This is a genomic window from Rhizobium sp. 01T417 (assembly GCF_056398905.1).
The window spans coordinates 1-15,778 of record NZ_JBFTQH010000025.1 but is presented as its reverse complement, the minus strand read 5'-3'; the positions used below and the strand labels follow the sequence as shown (position 1 = coordinate 15,778).

General features: G+C 62.7%; 19 protein-coding genes and 1 pseudogene. 11 read left to right on the top strand and 9 right to left on the bottom strand.

Annotation, left to right across the window (positions count from 1 at the left end; translation table 11 throughout):
• The first annotated feature begins 25 nt into the window (after nucleotides 1-25).
• Complete coding sequence (locus tag AC1DPR_RS21820) at nucleotides 26-256, top strand: hypothetical protein (protein WP_025660367.1); 231 nt, start codon at nucleotides 26-28, stop codon at nucleotides 254-256.
• Nucleotides 257-294: 38 nt separating this feature from the next.
• Here AC1DPR_RS21820 and pdeM read toward each other — a convergent pair whose 3' ends face one another.
• The 4 genes from pdeM to AC1DPR_RS21800 all read right to left on the bottom strand — a co-directional run bounded on the left by pdeM (nucleotide 295) and on the right by AC1DPR_RS21800 (nucleotide 5,761).
• Entirely contained in the window at nucleotides 295-1,020 is a 726-nt protein-coding gene (gene pdeM / locus AC1DPR_RS21815) for a ligase-associated DNA damage response endonuclease PdeM (RefSeq protein ID WP_018858596.1), read from the bottom strand.
• A 106-nt stretch (nucleotides 1,021-1,126) separates the two neighbouring features.
• Nucleotides 1,127-3,637, bottom strand: coding sequence for a ligase-associated DNA damage response DEXH box helicase (locus tag AC1DPR_RS21810; RefSeq protein WP_018858597.1), 2,511 nt, complete (start codon nucleotides 3,635-3,637; stop codon nucleotides 1,127-1,129).
• Nucleotides 3,638-3,688: 51 nt separating this feature from the next.
• A complete protein-coding gene (locus tag AC1DPR_RS21805; protein ID WP_018858598.1) occupies nucleotides 3,689-4,942 on the bottom strand; it encodes an NAD(P)/FAD-dependent oxidoreductase in 1,254 nt (417 codons plus the stop codon).
• A 63-nt stretch (nucleotides 4,943-5,005) separates the two neighbouring features.
• Nucleotides 5,006-5,761: an ABC transporter substrate-binding protein gene (locus AC1DPR_RS21800; protein WP_113471930.1), complete on the bottom strand. Its 756-nt coding sequence runs from the start codon at nucleotides 5,759-5,761 to the stop codon at nucleotides 5,006-5,008.
• A gap of 174 nt (nucleotides 5,762-5,935) precedes the next feature.
• On the opposite strand from AC1DPR_RS21800, the gene AC1DPR_RS21795 reads away from it, so the two are divergent.
• Together AC1DPR_RS21795 and AC1DPR_RS21790 are read left to right on the top strand one after the other, a co-directional pair.
• Nucleotides 5,936-6,436: an RrF2 family transcriptional regulator gene (locus AC1DPR_RS21795; protein WP_018858600.1), complete on the top strand. Its 501-nt coding sequence runs from the start codon at nucleotides 5,936-5,938 to the stop codon at nucleotides 6,434-6,436.
• A gap of 29 nt (nucleotides 6,437-6,465) precedes the next feature.
• Complete coding sequence (locus tag AC1DPR_RS21790; RefSeq protein ID WP_018858601.1) at nucleotides 6,466-6,927, top strand: carboxymuconolactone decarboxylase family protein; 462 nt, start codon at nucleotides 6,466-6,468, stop codon at nucleotides 6,925-6,927.
• On the opposite strand, the gene AC1DPR_RS21785 is transcribed toward AC1DPR_RS21790, so the two are convergent.
• Together AC1DPR_RS21785 and AC1DPR_RS21780 are read right to left on the bottom strand one after the other, a co-directional pair.
• Complete coding sequence (locus tag AC1DPR_RS21785; RefSeq protein WP_113471931.1) at nucleotides 6,924-7,559, bottom strand: YitT family protein; 636 nt, start codon at nucleotides 7,557-7,559, stop codon at nucleotides 6,924-6,926. The genes AC1DPR_RS21790 and AC1DPR_RS21785 overlap by 4 nt on opposite strands.
• Nucleotides 7,560-7,769: 210 nt before the next feature.
• Nucleotides 7,770-8,702 (bottom strand): class I SAM-dependent methyltransferase, encoded by a 933-nt coding sequence (locus AC1DPR_RS21780; protein ID WP_477817155.1) that lies wholly within the window; start codon nucleotides 8,700-8,702, stop codon nucleotides 7,770-7,772.
• 146 nt (nucleotides 8,703-8,848) lie between these two features.
• Here AC1DPR_RS21780 and AC1DPR_RS21775 point away from each other — a divergent pair, with 146 nt between their 5' ends.
• Genes AC1DPR_RS21775 through AC1DPR_RS21765 form a run of 3 tightly spaced genes read left to right on the top strand, consistent with a single transcriptional unit; the run spans nucleotide 8,849 to nucleotide 10,992 of the window.
• A complete protein-coding gene (locus AC1DPR_RS21775) occupies nucleotides 8,849-9,115 on the top strand; it encodes a DUF6460 domain-containing protein (RefSeq protein WP_018858604.1) in 267 nt (88 codons plus the stop codon).
• A 1-nt stretch (nucleotide 9,116) separates the two neighbouring features.
• Entirely contained in the window at nucleotides 9,117-9,614 is a 498-nt protein-coding gene (locus tag AC1DPR_RS21770; protein ID WP_026371973.1) for a CAP domain-containing protein, read from the top strand.
• A 31-nt stretch (nucleotides 9,615-9,645) separates the two neighbouring features.
• A complete protein-coding gene (locus tag AC1DPR_RS21765; RefSeq protein ID WP_113471933.1) occupies nucleotides 9,646-10,992 on the top strand; it encodes an MATE family efflux transporter in 1,347 nt (448 codons plus the stop codon).
• On the opposite strand, the gene AC1DPR_RS21760 is transcribed toward AC1DPR_RS21765, so the two are convergent.
• Both AC1DPR_RS21760 and AC1DPR_RS21755 read right to left on the bottom strand, forming a co-directional pair.
• The gene (locus AC1DPR_RS21760; RefSeq protein WP_113471934.1) at nucleotides 10,968-12,056 is read right to left on the bottom strand and encodes a quinone-dependent dihydroorotate dehydrogenase; all 1,089 of its coding nucleotides are present in this window, start codon (nucleotides 12,054-12,056) and stop codon (nucleotides 10,968-10,970) included. The genes AC1DPR_RS21765 and AC1DPR_RS21760 overlap by 25 nt on opposite strands.
• On the bottom strand, nucleotides 12,053-12,406 hold the full coding sequence (locus tag AC1DPR_RS21755) for a DUF952 domain-containing protein (RefSeq protein WP_198011829.1): 354 nt from the start codon (nucleotides 12,404-12,406) through the stop codon (nucleotides 12,053-12,055). Before AC1DPR_RS21755 ends, AC1DPR_RS21760 begins: the two co-directional genes overlap by 4 nt.
• 108 nt (nucleotides 12,407-12,514) lie before the next feature.
• Here AC1DPR_RS21755 and AC1DPR_RS21750 point away from each other — a divergent pair, with 108 nt between their 5' ends.
• The 5 genes from AC1DPR_RS21750 to AC1DPR_RS21730 all read left to right on the top strand — a co-directional run bounded on the left by AC1DPR_RS21750 (nucleotide 12,515) and on the right by AC1DPR_RS21730 (nucleotide 15,634).
• Complete coding sequence (locus AC1DPR_RS21750; protein WP_018858609.1) at nucleotides 12,515-12,913, top strand: hypothetical protein; 399 nt, start codon at nucleotides 12,515-12,517, stop codon at nucleotides 12,911-12,913.
• An 89-nt stretch (nucleotides 12,914-13,002) separates the two neighbouring features.
• Nucleotides 13,003-13,650 (top strand): response regulator, encoded by a 648-nt coding sequence (locus AC1DPR_RS21745; RefSeq protein ID WP_018858610.1) that lies wholly within the window; start codon nucleotides 13,003-13,005, stop codon nucleotides 13,648-13,650.
• A 102-nt stretch (nucleotides 13,651-13,752) separates the two neighbouring features.
• Nucleotides 13,753-14,418 carry a S24 family peptidase gene (locus tag AC1DPR_RS21740; RefSeq protein ID WP_018858611.1) on the top strand — a complete coding sequence of 222 codons (666 nt, stop codon included), beginning with the start codon at nucleotides 13,753-13,755 and terminating at the stop codon, nucleotides 14,416-14,418.
• Between the two features lie 11 nt (nucleotides 14,419-14,429).
• Nucleotides 14,430-15,167 (top strand): thermonuclease family protein, encoded by a 738-nt coding sequence (locus tag AC1DPR_RS21735; protein ID WP_113471935.1) that lies wholly within the window; start codon nucleotides 14,430-14,432, stop codon nucleotides 15,165-15,167.
• Nucleotides 15,168-15,220: 53 nt separating this feature from the next.
• Nucleotides 15,221-15,634, top strand: coding sequence for a tellurite resistance TerB family protein (locus AC1DPR_RS21730; RefSeq protein WP_018858613.1), 414 nt, complete (start codon nucleotides 15,221-15,223; stop codon nucleotides 15,632-15,634).
• Here the strand turns inward: AC1DPR_RS21730 and AC1DPR_RS21725 are convergent.
• Nucleotides 15,631-15,778: pseudogene (locus tag AC1DPR_RS21725) on the bottom strand (IS481 family transposase); the annotation flags it as partial. The gene AC1DPR_RS21730 and the pseudogene AC1DPR_RS21725 sit on opposite strands and share 4 nt — an antisense overlap.

The window sequence follows — 15,778 nt, the reverse complement described above, 5'->3', positions numbered from 1 at the left end:
TTCCGAAATAGAATCAGGAGAATAGATGGCCGAGCGCTACTTATACGATTACAACTCGCACCGGGCGGTCATGTATGAGGTTGGCGACTATCTGTATGCGCTTTCTGGCAACAAAGCGGAACACTGGATCTCCGGCGACTACATCTTCAACACGAAGACGCAGGCGATTGCCTTCTGGATTCTGGGAAACGATGTGTACGGCCATCTCGGCCGTGGTGAGCTCACTCGCCAGCCGCTCTACTATTTCGGCGACTAGCGCGACGGCGGTTTGCACGCCTGTCGCCTATCGCGCGCTTAACCCACCAGGTTGCCAAACCTGACTGAGTAGATCCGGTCACGCCCAAGGAGGTGGGCGATGAGCGCAGTGTGATCGAACAGGCCCTTCATCGCCTTGTGGCGAAGGTCGAGGCCGCCGGTCAAGACGCCGAAGGCCGGCATCAGCAGGCGGGCGCCGTCGGTGGCAAAGCACGGCCGGCGGACGGATTTTTCGCGGCGGCGGACGGTTGCGGCCGGATGCAGGTGCCCGGCGATCTCGCCCTGCTGCAGCCCGCCTCTCGGCTCGTGGCGGAAGGTCAGACCGCCGTAATGCATCTCATCGACGGAAGCACCCGGCAGATCGACAGTGCCGTCAGGATCATGATTGCCGTTGATCCAGATCCATTCGCGGCCGCGCGCCATTTCCGCAATCAGGCTGCGGAACGACTCGGGCAGATGCGCCGAGCCGACGCGGTCGTGGAAATTGTCGCCGAGCGAGACCACCAGCTTCGGGTCGTAGCGGGTGATGACGGCCGAAAGCACAGTCAGCGTCGCCAGCGTATCGTAGGGCGGCAGCATCATGCCGCGACGGGCGAAGGCCGCACCCTTTTCGAGATGCAGGTCGGACACGACGAGAATGCCGGCATCGGGCATGTAGAGCGCGCCGAGCGGATCGCAGACGGCGGCAACGCCGTGGACCGAAGTCTCGACGCCCGGTCGCGCGGCCAGTCCGTTCAGTTCACGCGCAAGCGCCAGGCGGTTCATCACTCGGGTCAGTCCTTGGTCTCGGAAGCTCCTTTTCGGGTCGCTCCCTATCTCCGTATCGGGCATTCCGGATGGTAAGCCGGCGCAAACCTATCCGGGACTTATTCTAAGCCAGCGCCTCGGCGATCAGGTCGTCGGCGGCTTCCGCCAGCACGGCATCATGCGCCTCGCCATGCACTGGCTCCTTGCCGATCTCCAGCATGACGGGGACCGCCAGCGGCGAGATGTGGTCGAGCGCGCGATGCGTGATATGGCCCTTGATTCGCCTCAGCATATCGCCAAGCCGGGAAATATCCAAAAGCCCGCTTGCCGCATCCTGCCGCGTCGCCTGCAGCAGAATGTGATCCGGCTCGTGGGTTCTCAGCACATCATAGATCAGATCGGCCGAGACCGTGACCTGGCGCCCGGTCTTTTCCTTGCCCGGGTGACGGCGCTCGATCAAACCTGCAACCACGGCACAATTGCGGAAGGTTCGCTTCAAAAGGAAAGATTCGTCGAGCCAGCTTTCGAGATCGTCGCCCAGCATGTCCTCGTCGAAGAGATCGGCAAGGCTGAGCCGGCCGTTGCGGATCATCAGCCCCATGTCCTCGAAGCCCCAGATGCCGAGCGAATAATCCGTCGCGACGAAGCCGAGAGGCTTGGCGCCGGCTCGCTCGAGGCGCCGGGTCAGCAGCATGCCGAGCGTCTGGTGCGCCAGTCGTCCCTCGAAGGGGTAGATCACCATGTAGCAGCGGCTTCCGCGCGGAAAGGTCTCGATCAAGAGCTCGTCGCGCTTCGGCAGCATCGACTTTTCCTGCTGGATCGCCAGCCAGTCGCGCACCTGGTCCGGCAGGCGGCGCCAGCGGTCGGGATCTGCTATCATCGAGCGCACCTGGTCCGCCAGATAGGTGGAAAGAGGAAACTTGCCGCCGGCATAGGATGGGATCTTCGGATCCATCGAGAAGGCCTGCGAGGCAACAGCCTCGTTCTCGCGGATGCCCTCGAAACGTAGCACCTTGCCCGCGAAGATGAAGGTGTCGCCGGGCGAAAGCTGCTCGAGGAAGTATTCCTCGACCTTGCCCAGCGTCGCACCGCCGCGGCCGATCCTGCCGCCTTCGCCGCGCTTGACCATGCGCAGGTTGAGCATCGGGCTTTCAACGATGGTGCCGAGGTTCAGCCGGTATTGCTGGGCGACCTGGGGATTTGAGACGCGCCAGCGTCCTTCCTTAGTCTTGCGGATCCGGGCATAGCGCTCATAGGTGCGCAGCGCATAGCCGCCCGTCGCGACGAAATCAACGACGCGCTCGAAGGTCTCCCACGAGAGATCGGCGTATGGCGAGGCGCTCAATATCTCGTCGAAGAGTTCCAGCATATCGAAAGGTTCGGCGCAGGCCATGCCGAGCACATGCTGCGCCAGAGCATCAAGCGCGCCCTTCCCGACCGGCGGCGTGTCCTGCGCGCCGATATAGTTCGCGTCGAGTGCTGCCTGGCATTCCATCACCTCGAAGCGGTTGGCGGGCACGAGGATCGCCTTCGACGGCTCGTCCATGCGGTGGTTGGCGCGGCCGATGCGCTGGGCAAGCCGCGAGGCTCCCTTTGGCGCGCCGACATGGACGACAAGATCGACATCGCCCCAGTCGATGCCGAGGTCGAGCGTCGAGGTGGCGACAACCGCCCGCAGCCGGTTTGCCGCCATCGCGGCCTCCACCTTGCGGCGCTGGCCGACATCGAGCGAGCCGTGATGCAGCGCGATCGGCAGGTTTTCCTCGTTCACCGTCCAGAGTTCCTGGAACAGCATCTCGGCCTGCGACCTGGTATTGACGAAGAGCAGCGTCGTGCGGTGGTCGAGGAGCTGCTTGTAGACGTCGGGGATCGCGTATTTCGCCGAATGGCCCGACCAGGGAATGTGCTCCTCGGTCGACAGGATCGAAATGTCGGGCTTGGCGCCGCCTTCGACGATGACCAATCCGGCGTGGTGATCCTCGCCTTCCCGCTGCGCGACTAGCCATTTCTGCAGGTCCATCGGGTCGGAGACGGTAGCCGAAAGGCCGATCGTCTGCAGGGCGGGTGCCAGCCGGCGCAGGCGGGCAAGGCCGAGCGAAAGCATGTGTCCCCGCTTCGAGGTGACGAGCGAATGCAGTTCGTCGAAAACGACGTATTTGAGGTCCTTGAAAAAGCGCTCTGCCTCGCGGCTGGCGAGCAGCAAGGCCACTTGCTCGGGGGTGGTCAGCAGAATGTCGGGCGGGCTCAATCTCTGGCGCTGGCGCTTGGCAACTGGCGTGTCGCCGGTGCGGTTTTCGACCGTCACCGGCAGGACCATTTCCTCCACTGGCTTCATCAGGTTTCTCTCGATGTCGACGGCAAGCGCCTTCAGTGGCGAGATGTAAAGCGTGTGGATACCGGTGAAGGCGGAGCCCGGGAGGATCTTGCCGCGACGCGTCAGGTCGGTCAGCGATGGCAGAAAGCCGGCGAGCGTCTTGCCGGCGCCGGTTGGCGCGATCAGCAGCGTGCTGTCACCAGCCTCGGCGCGGGCCAGCAATTCCAGCTGATGGGCGCGTGGACGCCATCCCTTGTCCGCGAACCAGCGGGTGAAAGGCTGAGGCAGGACAACGCGGGCTTCGGAATCGATCTGGTCCACGGCCCTAAAGGTAGTGCAGCGGCTGCAGAAATAGAATGGCAGACCTTGTAACTACAGGAAGCGATGCGGGTGGAAGGGCTTCGGGTCGGCAAACGTGTCGTTGCCGGCCATCTGCTCGGCCAGCAGCCGGCCACTTGCCGGGCCGAGCGTCAGGCCGTGATGGGCGTGGCCGAAATTGAACCAAACGCCGCGATGGCGCGGCGCCGGTCCGATCACCGGGCGCATGTCGGGCAGGCAGGGACGCAGGCCGAGCCAGGGCGTGGCCTCCACTGGCTCACCGAGCGGGAAGAGCGCGCGGGCCTGAGCCTCGTCGCGGCGGAGCTGGATGGTATTCGGCGGCGCATCGGGCGCAGCAAATTCGATGCCCGTCGTCAACCGGATACCGCGCGCCATCGGCGCCAGCACGTAGCCGGCTTCCTCGTCGACGACGGAGTGGCCGAGCGGCTGGCCTTCGCGCTGCGCATAATGCCGGTGGTAGCCGCGCTTGACCGCCAGCGGCAAGGAATAGCCGAGCTTGCGGAAGATCAGGCCGGATTGCGGGCCGAGGGCAACGACGACCTCGCCGGCTTCGATGATCTCGCCTTCGGCTGTCGTGATCGACCAGCCGTTCTTCTCCTCGCGAAGAGCGGAGGCGTCAGCTCGGACGACCGTGCCGCCGGCTGCCGTGAAGAGGTTGGCATAGGCTGCCGTCAGCGCCTGTGGATCGGTTACGGTCTTCGGGTCGAGCCAGTGGACGGCGCCGGCGATGCTTCCACCGCGCGCGGCGAAGGCAGGCTCCATCGCCAGAAACTCGCTGGCATCGAGAATACGGATCGCCAGACCATGGGCGGACAGGCCCTCGGCTTCCGCACGGGCAGCCTCGAAACGGCGCGGGTTCTTGTAGAACGACATCCAGCCGCGCTCGCGGATGAGGTCGGAGGCGCCGGCGCGGCCAATCAGCTTGTCGTGTTCGGTGACACTGGCTTCGATCAATGGCAGCAGCGCCCGTGTCGCCTTTTCCAGATTGGTCGGCGAGGAATGCCACCAGTAGCGCGCCAGCCATTTCGCGATGCGCGGCAGGTAGGCCGGATCGTAACGGACATCCGATGAATTGTTCAGCGCATACTTGGCAATCGCGCCGAGCTGTCGTGGGAAGGCGTAGGGAACGACGGAGGAACGCTCGATCAGTCCGGCATTGCCGTAGCTGGTGCCGCCGCCCGGTTCGCCGCGGTCGGCAAGCACGACGGAGCGGCCGCGATCCTGCAAATGAATGGCCGCACTGACGCCGACAATGCCGGCACCGAGGACGAGGATATCTGTTTTCATAGGATGGACTTGATCAGAGGGCGCGGAGGCTTTTGGCCTCCGCGCGATTGGATCGGCAAGCGATCAGTAGATGTCGAAGGGGAAGTACTTCTTGGTGATTTCCTTGTACTTCCCGTTCGCAACGAGCGCGTCGATCGCCTTGTTGAAGCGCTCCTTCAGCTCGGTCTCGCCCTGGCGGATGCCGATGCCGGCCTGCGTTTCCGTACCGGGGACGTCGCCGAGCAACTTGCAGCAATCCTTGCCTGCCTTCTTCAGCCAGTCGACCACCACGAACTTGTCGGAGATCAGGGCGTCCATACGACCGTTCTGCAAGTCGGCGACGGCTTCATCCTGCGTCGGATACATCTTCGCTTCGGCGCCGCCCTTGGCGTAGACGTCGTTCAGGTAGTCGGCCTGCGTGGTCGAAGCCTGGGCGCCAACGGTCTTGCCCTTCATGTCATCGACCGAAACGCCCTTGAGCGGGCTGTCCTTCGGCACGGCAACCGCAAGCGGCGTCGTGTAGTATTTGTTCGTGAAGTCGATCTGCTTCTTGCGTTCCTCGGTGATGCTCATCGACGCGATGATGGCGTCATATTTCTTGGCCAGGAGCCCGGGGATGATGCCATCCCAATCCTGCGCTACGATCGTGCACTTGGCCTTCATCTCGTCGCAGAGCGCATTGGCCATGTCGACGTCGAGGCCCTTCAGGCTGCCGTCGGATTCGACATAGTTGAATGGAGGATAGGCCCCTTCCGTTGCGATGCGGATCGTGTCCTCGGCGGATGCGAGGTGCGTCGCCGCAAGCAAGGCAGCGGCCGCCAGGAAAATCGTCTTTCTCATTGCTGTTCCCTTATTGGAATTGTTTTTGCCCAACGGGGCCGACTTTAGCGAATCCGTCCCGCTTCACAACCCCGGACGACCAAAATGCGCACGTCTATCCGATCCTTCGCATATAGCCGCTTGACAGGTGCAATAATCATAGATATTTTTTATCCACGAATTGAGGATGGTCTGATGAAACTGGGTGATGGAGTCGAGCAGGCGATACACAGCGTTTCCATGCTGGCCGGCCTTTCCGAAGGCGGGGTGCTCTCGGCCGCGGCACTCGCAGAGTTCCATGGCGTTTCGACGAGCTATCTTCTGAAGCATCTGCAGGCGCTTTCCGGCGCAGGTATCGTGAGCACGGTTCCGGGGCCGAAGGGCGGATACAAGTTGGCGAAGCCGACAGAGGAGATCAGCCTTCTCGACATCGTCCTTGCTGTCGAAGGGCCGGAGCCGGCTTTCCGCTGCGGCGAGATCCGCCAGCGCGGGCCGAACCAGCTTCCAGGGCGCTATTTCACCAAACCGTGCCAGATCAGCGCGGCGATGCTGAGGGCCGAGCGCGTCTACCGCGCCGAACTCGCCAAGACCAGCATCGCCGACATCCTGGTGCAGCTCGCCGCTGATGACGACGGCGGGATCGCCGCCCGCGGCTGCGCCTTCCTTGAGATCAATGAACGCAGAGCGGCTCGCTGAGCCGCAGAACCCTAAAAGGAGAATGAACCATGCAAGCACGTTTCAACTTCGCCAAGGCCGCGCCGGACGCTTACAAGGCGGTCGCCGCCCTCGAGCAGTATGTTCAGGAATCGGGCCTTGAACGCCGCTTCATCCATCTGATCAAGCTGCGCGCCTCGCAGATCAACGGCTGCGCCTATTGCGTCGACATGCACGTGAAGGAATCCCGGCATGACGGGCTTAGCGAACAGTGGATCAACCTGATGTGCGTCTGGCGGGAATCGCCGATCTATGACGCCAAGGAACGCGCCCTTCTCGGCTGGGTCGATGCCGTGACCCGTATCGCCGAAACCGGCGCACCGGACGCCGATTTCGAAGCCCTGAAGGCCCACTTCACGGAAGAAGAGATCACCAAGATCACGGTCGCGATCGGCACGATCAATGTCTGGAACCGGCTGGCAGTCGGCTTCCGCTCGCAGCACCCGATCGACAAGCCGGCACGGGCTGCCTAAAGCGCGATGTAGCGATCGGCGCGGTGGTTGACGGCCACGAAGAGGTTCAGCACCACCGCGCCTAGAACGGAATAGAAAACCACCGGTGGCATGGTGACAAAGAAGGCTGCGGCCAGCACGCAAAGGTCGATCGCCATCTGCACGAGGCCGGCGCGGATGCCGAAACGCTCCTGCATATAGACGCCCAGGATGCCGACCCCACCGAGGCTGGCGCGGTGGCGATAGAGCGCCAGAAGGCCGAAACCCAGCAGCAGACCGCCGAGAAGAGCCGCCCAGGCCGGATGGATGGCGGAAATGTCCATGACCTTCGGCTGCAGGCTGGTCATGAGCGATGTCAGGCCGATCGCGATAAATGTCTTGACCGTGAAGGCCATGCCGAGCCGCGTCCACGAAAGATAAAAGAAAGGCAGGTTGAGCAGGAAGAAGGCGAGACCGAAGTTCACGCCGAAGGCGTAGTGGAGCAGAAACGCGACGCCGGCGGTGCTGCCGGTCAGAAGGCCGGCGCTGGCCAGAACATAAAGCCCGAGCGCCGCAATAAGGCTGCCGGAGAAAATCCCCTGGACGTCTTCGACCGGTGTATGGCGAGTGGCGCTGGTATTCCAGAAACCGAGGGCATTGAAGAGCTGTGCCATTGTCGTTGATCCCCAAACGGCAGACATGTTCATATGCGCCAGGGCGAGACCCGAGCGTGACGAAATGTAGGTGATGAATGGTCCCGGGTGCCTCGAAATCCTGAAAGAACCCTACCGAATTAGCCGGGATTATCAGGCGTTTTCGCAGTGCAATCAAGCGAAATACGTAAGCAATGCTGACCTATTATTGACTTCGCAAGAATCGTTCCGCTATCCCGCCTTGCGCGTAAGGAACAGGATACCTGAAATGATGTTTGAGCCATCTTTGCGAATGGGCGTCTTGCTGACGGCGATGACCTCGAGACCGTGGCGGGCGCAGAGCGCGCGTATATAGCTTTCGGAATGGGCGTAGCGCAGCGACGGCGCGAGATGAAAGCCATCGCCCTCACCCGCGTCCTCGACCGAAAATGCGAAATCGGCGCCCGGCAAGACAAGCGCTGAAACCGCCTCGAACACACTCTCGAGATTGCCGAGATACATCAACACATCCGCGGCAGTGACGAGGTCGGCACGATGCGTCGCTCCCTCGACAAAGAGGCCCGTCGCTTCCGGAGCCAGCGACAGATCGGCTTGCGCCAAGTGATCGTAGATATGCTTCTCGGCAGCCTTGGCGAGCATGTTCTGCGACAGATCGAATCCCTCGAGGCGCGCAACGCGATCACGGATCTCCGGTCCGAGCAAGCCGGTGCCGCAGCCGAGGTCCACGGCCAACGCATAGTTCCTGCCGGTCGTCGCGACGAGCGCCGCAAGCTTGGCGGGAACGCTGTAATCGAGCTTCTCCACCAGTGACGTCTCGAAGCGATCGGCATAGTCGTCGAACAATCGCTCGACATAGCTGCTCGGCGGCTGGTCCGGCATCTCGACGTCGCCAAGCAAAGCGAGCTTGAGCTCGGCTCCGAAAATATCGGCCGGACTGACCTCCAAAGTGCGCCGGTAGGCGTCGATCGCGCCTGACTTATCGCCGGCCTTTTCGCGGTAGCCGGCCAGCCGATACCAGCCGGCCGCCCAGCCGGGCACGAGTTCCAACGCCTGCTCCATCAATTCGGCGGCGGCGTCCGGTTCGCCGCTTTCGTCGAGCATCTTGGCGTAGTCGGCGCGGCGATCGGCGATCACGTCGCCTGAAGTGAGTTGGTTGGGCTGCATGGTGAAGACCTATTGGGATCGGCCCGCATTTGGCTGCGGTCACAAAAAAACTCAAGTCCTATTTCAGAGGCGGAGACGCCAGACCTGAAAAAGGCTTGCGAGCGGCGTTCCGCGCCCGTATTTCAGGGACAAACAGGAGATGGCGCATGTCCGATCAGGTGAACAAGTTTCTCGGCGATTCCCTCGGCCGCACATTGGTCAAGCTTTTGGTCGTATCGCTGATCGTCGGCTTCATCATGGCCGTGTTCGGCTGGGCGCCGCTGGATTTCGTCTACGGCTTCCGCAATTTCGTTCTGGAAGTCTGGCATCGCGGCTTTGCCGCTTTGGGACGCGTCGGCGATTATTTGTTGCTTGGTGCGACCGTCGTGATCCCGGTCTTCGTCCTCATCCGTCTCTTCAGCTATCGGCGCTAATATGACCTCTCTCATCCTCTCGCGGCGTGGGCTACTACACATATCCGGCCTCGTGCTGGTCGCCGGTGTTGCAAGCTGCACGACCGCGCCCAAGTTCGCTTCCACGCCTTCTGATGGCGAAGACGAAACGGCGGACGCTCTACCGCTAGTCAATCAGTTGCGCGCCAAGAACGGATTGCCGCCGCTTTCGGCGGATCCTGCTGCCAAGGATGCCGCGATGTTCCAGGCCAAGCGCATGGCATCGGCAGGCAAGATGAAGCACGTGATGGGGATCGGCGACGGCTTCGGCCCGCGCGTCAAGGCAAGCGGCGTACAGATGCCGGCCGCCGAAAACATCGCGGCCGGCCAACAGTCGGTGCCGGCCGTTGTGACCGCCTGGATCAACTCTCCGCACCATCTGGAGAACATGCTCGGTCGTTACAATGGTCTCGGCGTTGCGGTAGCACGCAATTCTGCTTCCAAAAGCGTGCCCTATTGGGCAATGGTGCTTTCCGGCTGAGGCGATTCTGCCTCCTTCCTCAGAGGCAGACATGGATACGCACGGTCACGAGAACAGGCTGGCATTCGACGTGACGCACCGACTGGTGCTGTCGATTGCAATTCCGATGACGCTCGGCTTCATGACGACGCCGCTCCTTGGCCTCGTCGACACCGGCGTCGTCGGCCACATGGGTCAGCCGGATGCGCTGGCAGGGCTTGCGATCGGCGCCATGCTCTTCGACCTTATCCTCGGCAGCTTCAACTTCCTGCGCGCCTCCACGACCGGACTGACGGCGCAGGCCTTCGGACGGCACGACCGGCACGCCCAGCAGGGCGTCTTCTGGCGAGCGCTGATCTCCGCGCTCGGCTGCGGCATAGCGCTTCTCTGTCTTTCGCCACTGCTACTCGCAGCCGGGCTGAAGCTGATGGGACCGGAGAGCGCCGTTGCGGCCGCCACCAGCACCTATTTCTCCATCCGCATCCTTGCCGGCCCGGCAGCGCTTGCCAATTACGCGATCCTCGGCTTCGTGCTCGGCCGCGGCCAGGGCACCGTTGGCCTGTTGCTGCAGACGATCATCAACGGCATCAACATCATACTGGCGATCTATCTCGGCCTCTGGCTTGACTGGGGCGTGGCGGGCGTCGCCTGGGGTACGATGGTCGGCGAGACAGCCGGTGCTGTCGTCGGCTTGCTGATTGTCCTTCGCGGCTTCGATCGCGCGCATCGGCCGACACGCACGGAGATCTTCTCCCGGCATCGCCTCGCCGAGCTTTTCGCGCTGAACCGCGACATCCTGATCCGCACCTTCGTGCTGCTCGCCGCTTTCACTCTGATGACGCGGATCGGCACGAGCTTCGGAGCGGTCACGCTGGCCGCCAACGCCGTGCTGATGAACTTCTTCCTGCTCTCCGGATATTATCTCGACGGACTGGCCAACGCGGCAGAGCAGATCACCGGACGGGCGATCGGCGCGCGATACCGGCCGGCCTTCGAGCGTGGCCTGAAGCTGACGGCGCTCTGGTCCTTCGGGCTTGCCGGCCTCATTTCCCTGTTCTTCCTGCTGGCCGGTCCATGGTTGATTTCGGTGCTAACCACCTCGCCGGAGGTGCAACAGGCGGCCGAAACCTACCTGCCCTGGGCCGCCGTCACCGGACTTACGGGGGCGCTGGCCTTCCTGATGGACGGTGTCTTCATCGGCGCCACCTGGTCGACCGACATGCGCAACCGGATGCTCATGTCGTTTGCCGGCTATCTCATAGCGCTGGCCGTTTTCGTGCCGCTGTTCGGCAATCATGGCCTATGGCTGGCGATGAACGGCTTCCTGCTGTTTCGCGGTGTCTTCCTGGCGATGCTCGTGCGGCCGCGGGCGGATCAGACGTTCCGTCCTGCCCAGTAGTCCGTTCTCGTATCCCTGAGGTCGCGGATGGATCTGACCTGCTCGCGATCGAGCAGCTTCGACAGGCCGCGAACGATCGTGCCCGGGAGGCCCGGCCCCTCATAAACCATGCAGGAATAGAGCTGCACGAGATCGGCACCGGCCTTGATCTTCTCGAGCGCGGTTTCGGCGGACGAGACGCCGCCGACGCCGATGATCGGCAGGCCTGGGCCGACGCGTTTGCGCATTTTGGCGAGAACGGCGGTCGATTTGTCGAACAGCGGCTTGCCGGAAAGCCCGCCGGTCTCCTTCGCCTGACGCTGGTCCCTGAGGCCCTCGCGGGAAAGCGTGGTGTTCGAAACAATCAGGCCGTCCAGGGCATGCGACAGCGCTTCGGCGGCGATATCGTCCAGCCCCTCTTCCGTCAGATCAGGCGCGATCTTCAGGAAGACGGGGATCTTTCTGCCTGCCTTTTCGGCTTCGGCATCGCGGGCAGCAAGCACTGCCGACAAGAGCGCGGCGAGGCTTTCGCGCGCCTGCAAATCGCGCAGGCCCGGCGTGTTCGGTGATGAGATATTGGCGGTGAAATAGCCAGCGACCGAATAGAACCGGCGGATGCCGAGGACATAGTCGACAATGCGGTCCTCGCTGTCCTTGTTGGCGCCGATGTTGACGCCGATCATGCCGTTGCCGCGAATGACCGACAGGCGTGCGAAGGCGGCATCGTGGCCTTCGTTGTTGAAGCCGAGGCGATTGATGACGCCTTCATCCTCGACCAGCCGGAAGATGCGTGGGCGCGGGTTGCCGGGCTGCGGCTTCGGCGTCACGGTGCCGATCTCGGTGAAACCGAAGCCGATCTTCAGCAACGCTTCCGGAACCTCGGCGTTCTTGTCGTAGCCGGCCGCCATGCCGATCGGATTGACGAAATCGAGCCCGGCAACGCTCTGCCGCAGGCGCGGATCGGGGGCGATCCGGCAGGCCGGCACGGCGCCTGCCTTCAGTGCGGCAATCGACATGCCATGAGCGGTTTCGGGGTCGAAGAGGAAGAGACCCTTGCGGGCGGCGTGCTTGAAAAGCTCGATCATGGCGCAAGATCCGGAAAGACGTGCTGGCCGGCGACATCGAGCGGCAGCGGCGCCTCCCATAACACGGCCGACATCGGCAATTCCGCATAGAGGTGTGGAAAGAGAGCGCCGCCGCGCGAGGGTTCGAAGACGAGTTCGTCGCCGAACTTGCTGCTATCGACGGCAACGAGCAGAAGCCCCGCCTGGCCGGCGAAGTGAAGCGCCGCCGTCTGCCTGACCTGGGCGGCTGTCGAGAAGTGGATGTAGCCGTCCGTAAGGTCGATCGGCGCGCCACGAAAAACGCCGGCTGCCCTCGCCTCCTGCCAGAGCGTTTCCGTCACGATCTTGTAAAGCGTGGATGTCAGGGTCATGATAACCTCAGAATGGCTGGTCTTTCCCGGGCTTTGCCGCAAAGCGGCGGCGATGTCCACGCCTCGCCGCGAAAAATGCGGTGGCCACCGAGATTTCCGGAGGAAACCATGAGAAATATCGCAATCGGCCTTTTCGCGCTTCTCCTGCCGCTCGGCGTTCATGCCGCTGAAACCGACGCATTGCGCTTTCAATTGGAGCGTAGCGGCGACCACTTCGTGCGGCTCGACAAGCAGACCGGCGCCATGTCGCTTTGCGAGGAGAAGGACGGCGCGCTCGTCTGCAGGATGGCCGCCGATGAGCGGGCGGCCTATGAGCAGGAACTCGACCGGCTTTCGGCCCGCGTCACGGCGCTGGAGAACAAAAGCATCGTCAACAAGGCGCTTCCCTCCGACGAGGAGATCAACCGTTCGATCGGCATCATGGAGCGCTGGATGCGGAGCTTCATGGGGATAGTCAAGGAATTCCGAAGCGAGGAGGAGCGCAACGCCCTTCCGCAAAAGACATGATTTGATATAGTCACCTCCGAATGGAGGCATGTGTCGTGCGGAGGCACGAGGCATGTCTCGGCGATCGAGCTCTTGGGAGGGAGCTATCGATGCAGGAACAGACAATCATCATTGCCGACGACCACCCGCTTTTCCGGGATGCGCTGCGCCAGGCAGTGATTGGTATGGAAGGCCATCCCGAGATCGTCGAGGCCGGCGATTTTGCCGCAGCGCGCATGGCGGCTGGAGCACATCCCGAAGCGGACCTGATGCTGCTCGATCTATCGATGCCTGGTGTCAGCGGCTTTTCCGGCCTGATGGCGCTTCGCTCCGAATTCGCCGGGCTGCCGATCGTCATCATTTCCGCGACGGATGACGCCACGACGATCCGTCGCGCGCTCGAACTCGGCGCATCCGGCTTCATCTCCAAATCCTCCGGGATCGACGACATTCGCCGCGGTATCCAGACGGTCCTTGCCGGCGACATCGCGACCCCCGAGACTTATCGGGACGGGCAGGAACAGGATCCTGACGTCGCCGACCTGATCCACCGGCTGCACACGCTGACACCGCAGCAGAGCCGTGTGCTGACGATGCTGGCGGAAGGTCTTCTCAACAAGCAGATCGCCTATGAGCTCGGCGTTTCCGAGGCGACGATCAAGGCGCATGTCTCGGCGATCCTGCTCAAGCTCGATGTCGACAGCCGTACGCAGGCGGTGATCCAGCTCGGCAAGATCAACATGGCCATGGTCGCCTGAGGCGGGACAGGATTTTATTCCTTTCCTCTCTTTACTCCCGCTGGGCTTGCGGTTAATATTTCGTCGTTGAACGATGGCGCAGGCGCGCAGGAATCAGGCGACATGCTGTCACACGAGCAGATTTGGGGGGCGATCGACAGGCTTGCCGAACGGCATGACCTGACGCCTTCAGGTCTTGCCCGGCGCGCGGGGCTCGATCCAACCTCCTTCAACAAGTCCAAGCGGCTCTCCGCCGATGGGCGGTTGCGCTGGCCGTCGACGGAATCGATCGCCAAGGTGCTGGATGCAACGGGCGCCAGCATGGAGCAGTTCCTGACGTTCATGCGGCCGGCAGGGAGCTTTTCCAGTCTTCCGGAAGGCGGCTTCCCGCGGCAGGGCAGCTCGATTCCGCTGCTCGGCTTTGCGCAGGCCGGTGCCGGCGGCTTCTTCGATGATGGCGGCTTTCCGGCTGGGCAAGGCTGGGACGTTGTGGAGTTCCCGGCCGCACCCTCGCAGAAGGCAGGCGTCTATGCGCTCGAAGTCCAGGGCGAGAGCATGATGCCGCTCTACCGCGACGGCGACGTCTTGATCGTCGAGCCTGGCGCGCAGGTTCGACGCAATGATCGCGTCGTCGTCAAGACGCGCGAAGGCGAAGTGATGGCGAAGGTACTGTTGCGCCAGAGCCCGCGATCGATCGAATTGATGTCGCTCAACCCGGAGCATCCCAACCGAACAATTGAACTTTCCGACGTGGATTGGATCGCCCGCATCATCTGGGCCAGCCAGTAGGAAGATATTCCATGCGTCCTGCGGCAATTCTGACCGCTGTTGCAGGGATCGGAATTGTTGCCGACCTGATTGCGGCCGGCGGACAGCGGCTTAGCTCGGCCATTGATCCGGCGGAAACGGCAGCGCCGATGGAAGCGCAAGTGCCGCCCCCCGCTCCGACGGCTCAACCGACCTCAAATCCCGAAGCCAGCATGAATGCGCGGCGTGTCGACGAGGCCAGCCAGTTCTACCCTGCGGTCATCGACGGCAAGCCACTCGAGCGCATCGCGCCCGTTGTGTCGGAGCAACCGGCAAACCCTGCCAAAGACAGGGGCGTGAACCTTGTTCGCCCGATCGCGGAAAGCGCCGGTGTCCTGGCGTTTGGCGACCGTCGCCTGCAGCTTGCCGGCATCGACCCCACGCCGGCGGACAAGACATGCATCGACAGCGGGGGCCGTGAGTGGCCATGCGGGATGCTGGCAAAGACCAATCTGCGGCTGCTGCTGCGCCTCAGGGCCGTCCGCTGCGATCTCGACAGTGCGGAATGGACCGGTACCGTCACGGCCGCCTGCAGGATCGGCACGCAGGACATTTCACAGTGGCTCGTCGAAAACGGCTGGACAGAGGCGGCGAAGGGATCTGCGCTCGCCGAGGCCGGCGAGAAGGCAAAACAGGCGGGCAAAGGCATCCATGGCAACGACCCTCGCAGCCTCGCAGAAACCAGCGGTCCTGAGGATCTGCCTTCCGATCTGCCGCCCGACGGCTTGTAATGTCGCTGGGCAACTCCTAGACTCTGGCCTCACTTCGAAGGGATCATCGAGACATGAACAAGCCGCTTTCCGCCCATGACGCCTTGATCTACGTGATGGTGATGGCATCCGCCGTCGACAGCACGATGAACGATCGCGAGATGGAGCGCATCGGCCAACTGATCGGATTCCTGCCGGTCTTCCGTGATTTCGACGACGAAAAGCTGATTTCCATCGCACGCGATTGCGCGGGACTGCTGGCTGGTCCCGAAGGGCTCGACATCGTGCTCGAAACCGTCAAGGACACGCTGCCGTCGCGCCTCTACGACACGGCCTATGCGCTCGCGGTCGAAATTGCTTCCGCCGATCTCTCGGTGAAAGCGGAAGAGCTGCGCCTTCTCAGCCTGCTTCGCGACCGCCTCGGCCTCGATAAGCTCACTTGCGCCGCCATCGAGCGCAGCGCGATCGCGCGCTTTCGCAAGGGCTAGGTGTGTGGTCCCGGAATGAGATGGTGCGGATTGATTTTGAAGATTGACGGGTCCCTTGTCCAGGCGTTGCAGATTGCTTGATAGGGCGTTCGCCATCGGAGCGCCTTGAGGTGTTTGGCGAAGTTGTAAGCAGTGACGAAGGCC

Coding starts and splice junctions, on each gene's coding strand:
- AC1DPR_RS21820 (WP_025660367.1), top strand. CDS start 26: ATGGCCGAGCGCTACTTATACGATTACAACTCGCACCGGGCGGTCATG.
- pdeM (WP_018858596.1), bottom strand. CDS start 1,020: ATGAACCGCCTGGCGCTTGCGCGTGAACTGAACGGACTGGCCGCGCGA.
- AC1DPR_RS21805 (WP_018858598.1), bottom strand. CDS start 4,942: ATGAAAACAGATATCCTCGTCCTCGGTGCCGGCATTGTCGGCGTCAGT.
- AC1DPR_RS21800 (WP_113471930.1), bottom strand. CDS start 5,761: ATGAGAAAGACGATTTTCCTGGCGGCCGCTGCCTTGCTTGCGGCGACG.
- AC1DPR_RS21795 (WP_018858600.1), top strand. CDS start 5,936: ATGAAACTGGGTGATGGAGTCGAGCAGGCGATACACAGCGTTTCCATG.
- AC1DPR_RS21790 (WP_018858601.1), top strand. CDS start 6,466: ATGCAAGCACGTTTCAACTTCGCCAAGGCCGCGCCGGACGCTTACAAG.
- AC1DPR_RS21785 (WP_113471931.1), bottom strand. CDS start 7,559: ATGGCACAGCTCTTCAATGCCCTCGGTTTCTGGAATACCAGCGCCACT.
- AC1DPR_RS21780 (WP_477817155.1), bottom strand. CDS start 8,702: ATGCAGCCCAACCAACTCACTTCAGGCGACGTGATCGCCGATCGCCGC.
- AC1DPR_RS21775 (WP_018858604.1), top strand. CDS start 8,849: ATGTCCGATCAGGTGAACAAGTTTCTCGGCGATTCCCTCGGCCGCACA.
- AC1DPR_RS21770 (WP_026371973.1), top strand. CDS start 9,117: ATGACCTCTCTCATCCTCTCGCGGCGTGGGCTACTACACATATCCGGC.
- AC1DPR_RS21765 (WP_113471933.1), top strand. CDS start 9,646: ATGGATACGCACGGTCACGAGAACAGGCTGGCATTCGACGTGACGCAC.
- AC1DPR_RS21760 (WP_113471934.1), bottom strand. CDS start 12,056: ATGATCGAGCTTTTCAAGCACGCCGCCCGCAAGGGTCTCTTCCTCTTC.
- AC1DPR_RS21755 (WP_198011829.1), bottom strand. CDS start 12,406: ATGACCCTGACATCCACGCTTTACAAGATCGTGACGGAAACGCTCTGG.
- AC1DPR_RS21750 (WP_018858609.1), top strand. CDS start 12,515: ATGAGAAATATCGCAATCGGCCTTTTCGCGCTTCTCCTGCCGCTCGGC.
- AC1DPR_RS21745 (WP_018858610.1), top strand. CDS start 13,003: ATGCAGGAACAGACAATCATCATTGCCGACGACCACCCGCTTTTCCGG.
- AC1DPR_RS21740 (WP_018858611.1), top strand. CDS start 13,753: ATGCTGTCACACGAGCAGATTTGGGGGGCGATCGACAGGCTTGCCGAA.
- AC1DPR_RS21735 (WP_113471935.1), top strand. CDS start 14,430: ATGCGTCCTGCGGCAATTCTGACCGCTGTTGCAGGGATCGGAATTGTT.
- AC1DPR_RS21730 (WP_018858613.1), top strand. CDS start 15,221: ATGAACAAGCCGCTTTCCGCCCATGACGCCTTGATCTACGTGATGGTG.